Origin of the sequence: Marinifilum fragile JCM 15579, assembly GCF_001310955.1 — a bacterium.
Classification (GTDB): Bacteria; Bacteroidota; Bacteroidia; order Bacteroidales; family Marinifilaceae; genus Marinifilum; species Marinifilum fragile.
Map to the genome: position 1 here is coordinate 41,001 of NZ_BAZX01000031.1, position 7,719 is coordinate 48,719.

Sequence of the window (7,719 nt, forward strand, 5' to 3'; positions counted from 1 at the left end):
TTTAGTGTCCTCTGCGTTGGAATAAGTTGATCAGTGATCTTACGTAATCCTGATCGGTTCTGATGTTCGCCACATCAACTCCCGAACGCTTAAAAACTTCGGTGGTATTTTCTTCTTGCTTGCGCCACCACCCGGCATATTTTTCACGAACTTTTTTGTTCGATGTATCTACCCAGGAATATTCTCCTGTTTCGGCATCTTTAATTTTAATCAAGCCAATGGAAGGAAGTTCCGTTTCGCGTTGATCGTAAATTTTAAGTGCCACCACATCGTGTTTTTTGTTCGCAATGGTCAAAGCATTTTCATAATCCTTATCATCGATAAAGTCTGATATCACGAAAGTGGTACAACGCTTCTTAATGGCATTGGTCAAATATCGCAATGCATTGCTGATATCAGTACTTCGGTGTTCAGGTTTAAAATCGATTAACTCACGAATAATTCTCAGGATATGAGTTTTCCCCTTTTTAGGAGGGATAAATTTCTCGATGGTATCCGAAAAGAAAATCACCCCAATTTTATCGTTGTTTTGGATTGCAGAGAATGCCAAAACAGCGGCAATTTCGGTAATCTGATTCTTCTTCAGTTTCGACATGGTACCAAACTCACGGCTACCACTCACGTCAATCATCAACATTACGGTAAGCTCACGTTCCTCTTCGAACAGCTTTACGTATGGATTGTTGTAGCGCGCGGTAACATTCCAGTCGATGTTTCGGATATCGTCACCATACTGATATTCGCGAACCTCAGCGAAAGTCATTCCTCGACCTTTAAACGCAGAGTGATACTCACCCGCAAAAATATTGCGGGAAAGACCCCTGGTTTTGATCTCAATTTGCCTTACGCGTTTTAATAATTCACTAGTCTCCATAGTTCAATTAAGAATGAATAATTATTAATTAACAATTACTAATTGATAATTGCTTGCTACGGTACTTCAACAGTATTTAGAATTTCGCTAATGATATTTTCGCTGGTAATGTTATTTGCTTCTGCTTCGTAAGTCAATCCAATTCTGTGGCGCAACACATCGTGAGCTACAGCACGAATGTCTTCAGGAATTACATATCCTCTACGCTTGATGAATGCATAGGCTTTTGCTGCAGATGCCAAAGAGATACTTGCACGAGGCGATCCACCAAATGCAATCATTTCGTTGTATTTTTCCAATCCGTAATCACCAGGGAAACGAGTTGCGAAAATGATATCAACAATATATTTTTCAATCTTTTCATCCATGTAAACATCCTTAACCACATCGCGTGCTTTAATGATATCTTCTGGCTTTAAGATTTGTGATGCTTTAGGAAATGCCTTCAAAAGATTCTGACGCATGATTAACTGCTCTTCCTCTTTTTTAGGATAATTGATAACAACCTTTAGCATGAAACGGTCAACCTGTGCTTCAGGAAGCGGGTAGGTACCTTCTTGCTCAATCGGGTTCTGAGTTGCCATTACCAAGAATGGTTCTTCCAGTTTATAAGTAGTGTCGCCAATGGTAATCTGACGTTCTTGCATAGCCTCCAATAAAGCAGCCTGTACTTTTGCAGGAGCACGGTTGATCTCATCGGCAAGTATGAAGTTGGCAAAGATCGGTCCTTTTTTCACCACGAACTCCTCTTTCTTCTGGCTGTAGATCATTGTACCCAATAAATCGGCAGGCAAAAGGTCCGGAGTAAACTGAATACGGCTAAAGTCCGCATCGATAGTAGTTGAAAGTGTGTTAATGGCAAGCGTTTTTGCCAAACCAGGAACCCCTTCCAATAGGATGTGACCATTGGAAAGCATACCAATTAAAAGGCTTTCAACAAGGTGTTTCTGTCCAACAATAACTTTGTTCATCTCCATAGAAATCATATCCACAAAAGAACTTTCTCTTTGGATACGCTCATTTAGCTCTTTGATATCAACTGTTTGGATCATAGAAATATTAATTTGTTTACTTTAATTTTGACATAAAATGTTCCGGTTTCCCGAAAAACCTCTACAAAGATAAATTTTTGATGATTTTATAAAAGTTTGAGGCCGTTAAAAAGTGTTAACGTTTTGAATGCTTCAAGACTTAAATCCCAAATTGCAATTCGCAAAACCCAAGGATAAAGGATAAAGGAGCTGAATGCTTTTTGCTCTGCAAGACTCTTCGACTATTGAACTGTTGGACTTTTGTTCTTTTTACTATTTTTGTCCCAGATTAAAGAAAAACTCTACGATTTGAACAAACGATATTTTATCAGGTTAAGCTATAAAGGCACAAATTATCATGGATGGCAGATTCAACCCAATGCAATTACAGTGCAGGAGGTGTTGAATAAGGCGCTATCTACCATTTTAAATTGTGAAATTAATGTGGTGGGTTGTGGTAGAACCGATACAGGGGTTCATGCCAGTGATTTTTATGCACATTTTGATGTGGATGAGCAAGTGACTTTTGATTGCGATAAATTAAGCTTTCGTTTGAATCGTTTTTTGCCTCACGATATTGCCATTAAGCAAACTTTTCAGGTGAGGGAAGAGGCACATACACGTTTTGATGCTACCGCCAGAACCTATCATTACTTTATCACCAAAGAGAAGAATCCTTTTCGATTGGAATCGCACTGGAAGCTAACTTACGAATTGGATGTGCAAAAAATGAACGAGGCGGCTAAAATTCTGTTCGAATTCGAAGATTTTACCAGCTTTAGCAAGCTGCACACCGATGTGAAAACCAATAACTGCAAAATTTACCAGGCAGAATGGAAGGATAATGGCGATGAGTTGGTGTTTACCGTTAAGGCCGATCGTTTCCTTCGCAATATGGTTCGTGCCATTGTAGGTACCTTGGTTGAGGTGGGCCGAGGGAAAATGAATCTGGAAGATTTCCGCCAGGTAATCGAAAGCAAGAACCGATCGAATGCTGGTTCATCGGTTCCAGGTCATGGCTTGTTTTTGGCTGCAATTGATTATCCCGAATCCATTAGAGATTTGTAGTTGCTAGGCAGATCATTCTCCTCAAATGAGGAGAGCTTAATTGTCAGGTACATTTTATTGAATGTGAAGTAATCCGGAATGATCTATCAAATAGGTGAAAAACAGGGATAGTAAGAATGCGATAATTGGAGCGATGATCCACATGATAAAAAAACGATCGACTTCAGTTTTTTTGAATATGTTACGAAAGCCTAGTTTGGCAACTCCAATACCGATTATTGCTCCCACGTTAAGCTGAACCAAAGAGGTGGGTATCCCTTTAATTAAGGATGCACCAAGAAGAAGACTGGCCGAAATGAATGCAATAATTACAGCTTCTATTTTGCCAAACAGAACAATTTGCTTTCCTGTATTTTGAACAATCTTATCTCCAAATATGGAACTGCCAATACTAAAACTTGGCGCTACAATTAGTGTAGCAAGTATTAACACCTGTAAATATTGATTTTTTGCAACATTAAGCTCGATACACGCCATGGATGAAAGGGGACCTGCTGCATTGGCAACATTGTTTGTTCCTATTGAAAAAGCAACATACATCGACATTGCAAGGATCAAACCTTTTAAAATATAGCTGTTATTTAATTTTTTTGAAATGGTATAACCCCGTTTTCGAATGGGCCTGTAGATGTATTTCCCGGCCATGTATGCCAGTGCAAAAGAGAGCAGTGGCATAACAAACCATGTTGGAATGATTTCAAACAGTAGTTTGTCTGAATTTAAGGAATCGAAATACAAAGCAGGTGCGGTAACCGCCATAACTGTTGCCTGACTGGTAGATTGTGGGATTCCAAATAGATTGGCAATGAGCAATGAAAAAGCTACTGAGAGCAAAATAATGGATACAATCGAAAAGCTCATCAGTTCGGGACTAAGCAAACCTTTTCCAATGGTTTTAGCCGTTTCTTTGCCTCCTATAATTGCACCAAGAAATACCATTAAGCCGAATAAACCGGGAATTAAATTCTTTTTGATGACATTAGCTCCGTAGGCAGCCGAAAACGCAGGAGCAGTACCACTTCCTCCCATGGTGATGGATAAAAAAATTGCAATGACAAATGGTATTAAAAATGGAATTAACATAGAATGAATATTTTGATTTTATAGAAAACAAAAATATCATCCGATAATTGGGAATGGAACAGTTCTTAAGCGTAATGTTGTAGGTATATGTGCGTATTTTAGCTTGAACCTGGCTAATTAATTACACTTCGAAAATGTGATGCTTGATGGCGTAAACAACAAGAGATGCTGTGTTTTTTGATTGAGTTTTTAAGAGTAAGTTTTCGCGATGTTTGTCAACGGTGCGCTTGCTTATGCATAATTGGTTTGCAATTTCGTGGTTTGATAGCCCTTTACAGATATTATAAAGAATCTCTATTTCTCTTTGGGTAAGATCAGATTTGTTGTTGTATTTATGACTTAGGTTTTTAAAGATGCTTTCGAGAATTTCAGTGGAAAAAAAGCTATTGTCGTTGATTACCGCTTCAATGGCTTGTTGAACCTCTTCGAATTTAGAGTTTTTAAGCAGAAAAGCCTTTGCCCCCGCGTTAATCATTTCCGAATAATAGTTCTCATTGGCGTGCATCGAAAGGGCAATGATTTTTGTGTTGGGGTATTTCTTGCATACCTCTTTGCTTGATTCAATTCCATTCATTACAGGCATTTCGATATCCATTAAAACAATATCAGCATACCAACCTGATAAAAGTATCATTAAATCCTTTCCATTGCCAGCTTCTTTGATTTCACAATTTTCCATTTGCTGTTCAAGAAGAAACTTTAATCCTTCTCTGAATAGTTCATGATCGTCGACTACAGCAATCTTTAGTACTGATTTCATTTTTCAGGAATTTCAATTTTCACATAACAACCTCTGTGTTGTTTATTATTCATCTGAACAGTGCCATTTAATGATCGAACCCTCGATTTGATATTCGAGATACCCATCCCTTCCGTATTGTCCTGTAAAGGAGAATAAGCTTTGCCATTATCAGTATAAATTAACTGCAATTTGCGTTGGTATTGCAAAAGAGATATGTCAATTTTAGTGGCATTGGCATGTTTTATTGTATTGGTTATTAACTCTCCAATAACCCTGTAAATCACGATTTCTATATTATAATCACCCTTTGCATGATTCAATTTCAAATTAAGAGATATCTGAATCTGTTCGGTAGATGTATGCCTTCAATGAATGTTTTAATGGCCTTTTCCAACCCGAATCGCTCAAGAATGTGGGGGCTTAATTTGTTCGATAGCTCTTTAATCGAAAGAATGGCTTCATCGGTAGCATGGTCGACCTTTTGCAATAGTTCTGCGTTTTTTGGATGAACCATGCTATTGTTTATGGCAGAAACAGTCATCTTAATGCTCGATAAAATTGGACCTAAACCATCGTGCAGCTCTTTTGCAAAAATCTGACGTTCGTTCTCCTCAGTTTTAATCACGGCATTTAATATTTTGGCTTCACTGTCTTTTCGAAGTTTATTAATTTGATCCTGAAGCTGAAAAATTCTTCGGATGTAGAAAGCGCCAAAGAACATTAAAAGTGAAATAAAAACAGCAATCCAGTTGGCGAGCGTAAAAATATCGGTATTTGGAGGTGCGGTCCACAGCTGAACCAGCTCGATACATCGTCTGATCGCCATTAACAAAAAACCAGTAGATATGAGTATCCAGGAGCTGTTGAACTTTGTTTTAGGGATTAATTTTATTGTGATATAAAATGCCCCAAATTGTAATAGTACAGATATTATAAGTGCCACATGCAAAATCATGTTACAATATTAGGGATATTATTTATGAAAGGCTTACGTGAATAAACGTATAATTTCAATTGGAATATAAAAGTCTTCTTATACCAGTTAGCTTTCAATACTTGGATGGCTGACATGTGTAAAAGTTGTTTTCATTGAGATCAATTATCCTGAGTTTGTAAGACTCTTTTACATGGTTTTCTTGTTCCGCAAAGCCTTTTTGTTATTCCGTAACATTAGGTGATTGGTCCGTTCGTGAAAATCATCTTTCAGAACGGTATTTTACCATTTCCGCTACAAAGGTTAGTATTTCCTTTATGCAAAGGAGGTAGTGATTTGGTGTGCGGAAGGGGTTCCCTCGTGTGCTGAAGAACCAAACTTGTGTGCTGAAGAACTTCCCCTGTGTGCGGAAGGGGTCCCCTTGTGTGCTGAAGAAGAAAATCGGCGTGCTGAAGGGGTACCTGGCTGTGCGGAAAGGGTACCTCGGTGTGCGGAAACCATTTCTTCGTGTGCGGAACAGGTTTTTAATGTTGCGGAAATAGGTATTGGGGATTATTAAAAACAGACCTCATGATACAAATGAATGTTTGAAAGGTGAGGATACAAAAAAAGACCACTTGGGGCGGTCTTTAGTATTTAATTTCTGACTTGAGACAGAAATTTATTCATTATCAATGTAGCATTTTACTGATTTAGAGACAATCAAAAAATATAAGATCACAATTAAACTTACTAATAGAATTAGATGAGATAGAAGAAACTCATTGTTTACATTAAAAGCAAGAAAGCCTACTCCGGCAGTTGCTAAAAGTACAATAACTCCTAAGATCTGTCGAACGTACTTCCATCTTAATAGTAGACCAATTGCCAGTAGTATTCCCAATCCACCAAATATTTTAAGGTTTCCGCTTTCGGGTACAAATAATGTTTTGAATTGCTTCGTGATTATGGCAATTGCAATAATCAGAATCGCTGTTATTAGTGTTGGAATAAATCCCTTGCGTTGGTAAAATTTTTCTTTCATGTTTAAGGAATGTTGTTTTAGTCGTGATGTATGTTCCTCTGCTACGGCACGAGTCTTTAAAAAAAAGGAACGTGATAGAATCGCGCACCAGCGGGGGGCCAAATGACCTATATTTATTGTTGTAGAGCGTTTTTTCTTATCATTTTTATAACTCTATAAATCACGTATCCGATGACGATTACATTTATTATATGCCATAGATTTAATCCTATGTAATTTGCCTTTTGCCAAAAGGTCATACTTTCTAAACTCCAATATTCACCTTTACTTTCATCATAAAAGTCATCGTAATTCATGAGTAACATTCCAAGAACTAAGTAGACAAATAAATCGAATAGAATTACTCCAATCGAAATCAATATGTTCTTTCCTGAAAAAACTTTTCTCATTTTATCCATCCCAAACTGAATAGTTTATAACCGTATTGTCATTATTAAATTTGATTGTTAGTCGTCCAGTATTTATTCCTCGTTTTGAATATCCTAAATAATACCCAAATTCGTTTTTAGTTTTAGATTCGGGTTCTCCTAATAATTCAATGATTTGGGTTTTCGTCATTCCTTTTAGTTCATAATTATTTCTCAAACTATTCATCATATCCCAACGAAGTGACCATTCAGTTTCCGATTCTGTCCAATTTTTCCACTTGTCAGAGTTAAACCTTTCATGAGAAATTCTCCCTTTAAGTGCAAATCCGATTAGAATTATTATTCCAATCGTCAAAATTCCATATTTAAGTTTCTTGCTCAATGTCACGTTATTTTAAATGTCCTACAACGGATGGCGCTATGTAACGTAGGCGCCTTAGTTGATTTATGTTTTAAATTTTATAAAAAGGCAAGGTAGCTATTTTAGGATTACATTTAACTATAACTATTCTAAAATGGCTATCTTGCAGGTGCTCATTAAAAGCTGAAAACCCTCGAAAACCCGCTACCCGCCTATGTTATACGAGCGCGTGTG

At 37.4% G+C, this 7,719-nt stretch carries 9 protein-coding genes; 1 reads left to right on the forward strand and 8 read right to left on the reverse strand.

Going from position 1 to position 7,719, the window contains the following annotated elements:
• Nucleotide 1: 1 nt before the first annotated feature.
• Together JCM15579_RS17030 and JCM15579_RS17035 are read right to left on the reverse strand one after the other, a co-directional pair.
• A complete protein-coding gene (locus JCM15579_RS17030; protein ID WP_054721992.1) occupies nucleotides 2–874 on the reverse strand; it encodes a DUF58 domain-containing protein in 873 nt (290 codons plus the stop codon).
• Between the two features lie 56 nt (nucleotides 875–930).
• Nucleotides 931–1,926, reverse strand: coding sequence for an AAA family ATPase (locus JCM15579_RS17035; protein WP_054721996.1), 996 nt, complete (start codon nucleotides 1,924–1,926; stop codon nucleotides 931–933).
• Nucleotides 1,927–2,214: 288 nt separating this feature from the next.
• Between JCM15579_RS17035 and truA the strand changes: the two genes are divergently transcribed.
• Complete coding sequence (gene truA / locus JCM15579_RS17040; RefSeq protein WP_218186214.1) at nucleotides 2,215–2,973, forward strand: tRNA pseudouridine(38-40) synthase TruA; 759 nt, start codon at nucleotides 2,215–2,217, stop codon at nucleotides 2,971–2,973.
• Nucleotides 2,974–3,027: 54 nt separating this feature from the next.
• Here the strand turns inward: truA and JCM15579_RS17045 are convergent, their stop codons facing one another.
• The 6 genes from JCM15579_RS17045 to JCM15579_RS17080 form a co-directional block, all read right to left on the reverse strand.
• Nucleotides 3,028–4,056 carry an inorganic phosphate transporter gene (locus JCM15579_RS17045; protein ID WP_054721999.1) on the reverse strand — a complete coding sequence of 343 codons (1,029 nt, stop codon included), beginning with the start codon at nucleotides 4,054–4,056 and terminating at the stop codon, nucleotides 3,028–3,030.
• 121 nt (nucleotides 4,057–4,177) lie between these two features.
• Entirely contained in the window at nucleotides 4,178–4,816 is a 639-nt protein-coding gene (locus tag JCM15579_RS17050) for a response regulator transcription factor (RefSeq protein ID WP_054722002.1), read from the reverse strand.
• Nucleotides 4,813–5,124: a sensor histidine kinase gene (locus tag JCM15579_RS17055; RefSeq protein ID WP_054722004.1), complete on the reverse strand. Its 312-nt coding sequence runs from the start codon at nucleotides 5,122–5,124 to the stop codon at nucleotides 4,813–4,815. Before JCM15579_RS17055 ends, JCM15579_RS17050 begins: the two co-directional genes overlap by 4 nt.
• On the reverse strand, nucleotides 5,121–5,624 hold the full coding sequence (locus JCM15579_RS17060) for a histidine kinase (RefSeq protein WP_172677462.1): 504 nt from the start codon (nucleotides 5,622–5,624) through the stop codon (nucleotides 5,121–5,123). Before JCM15579_RS17060 ends, JCM15579_RS17055 begins: the two co-directional genes overlap by 4 nt.
• Nucleotides 5,625–6,393: 769 nt before the next feature.
• Nucleotides 6,394–6,756 (reverse strand): hypothetical protein, encoded by a 363-nt coding sequence (locus tag JCM15579_RS17070; protein WP_054722010.1) that lies wholly within the window; start codon nucleotides 6,754–6,756, stop codon nucleotides 6,394–6,396.
• A gap of 390 nt (nucleotides 6,757–7,146) precedes the next feature.
• Nucleotides 7,147–7,506, reverse strand: a complete 360-nt coding sequence (locus tag JCM15579_RS17080) for an outer membrane protein assembly factor BamE (protein WP_054722014.1) — start codon at nucleotides 7,504–7,506, stop codon at nucleotides 7,147–7,149.
• Nucleotides 7,507–7,719: the final 213 nt, after the last annotated feature.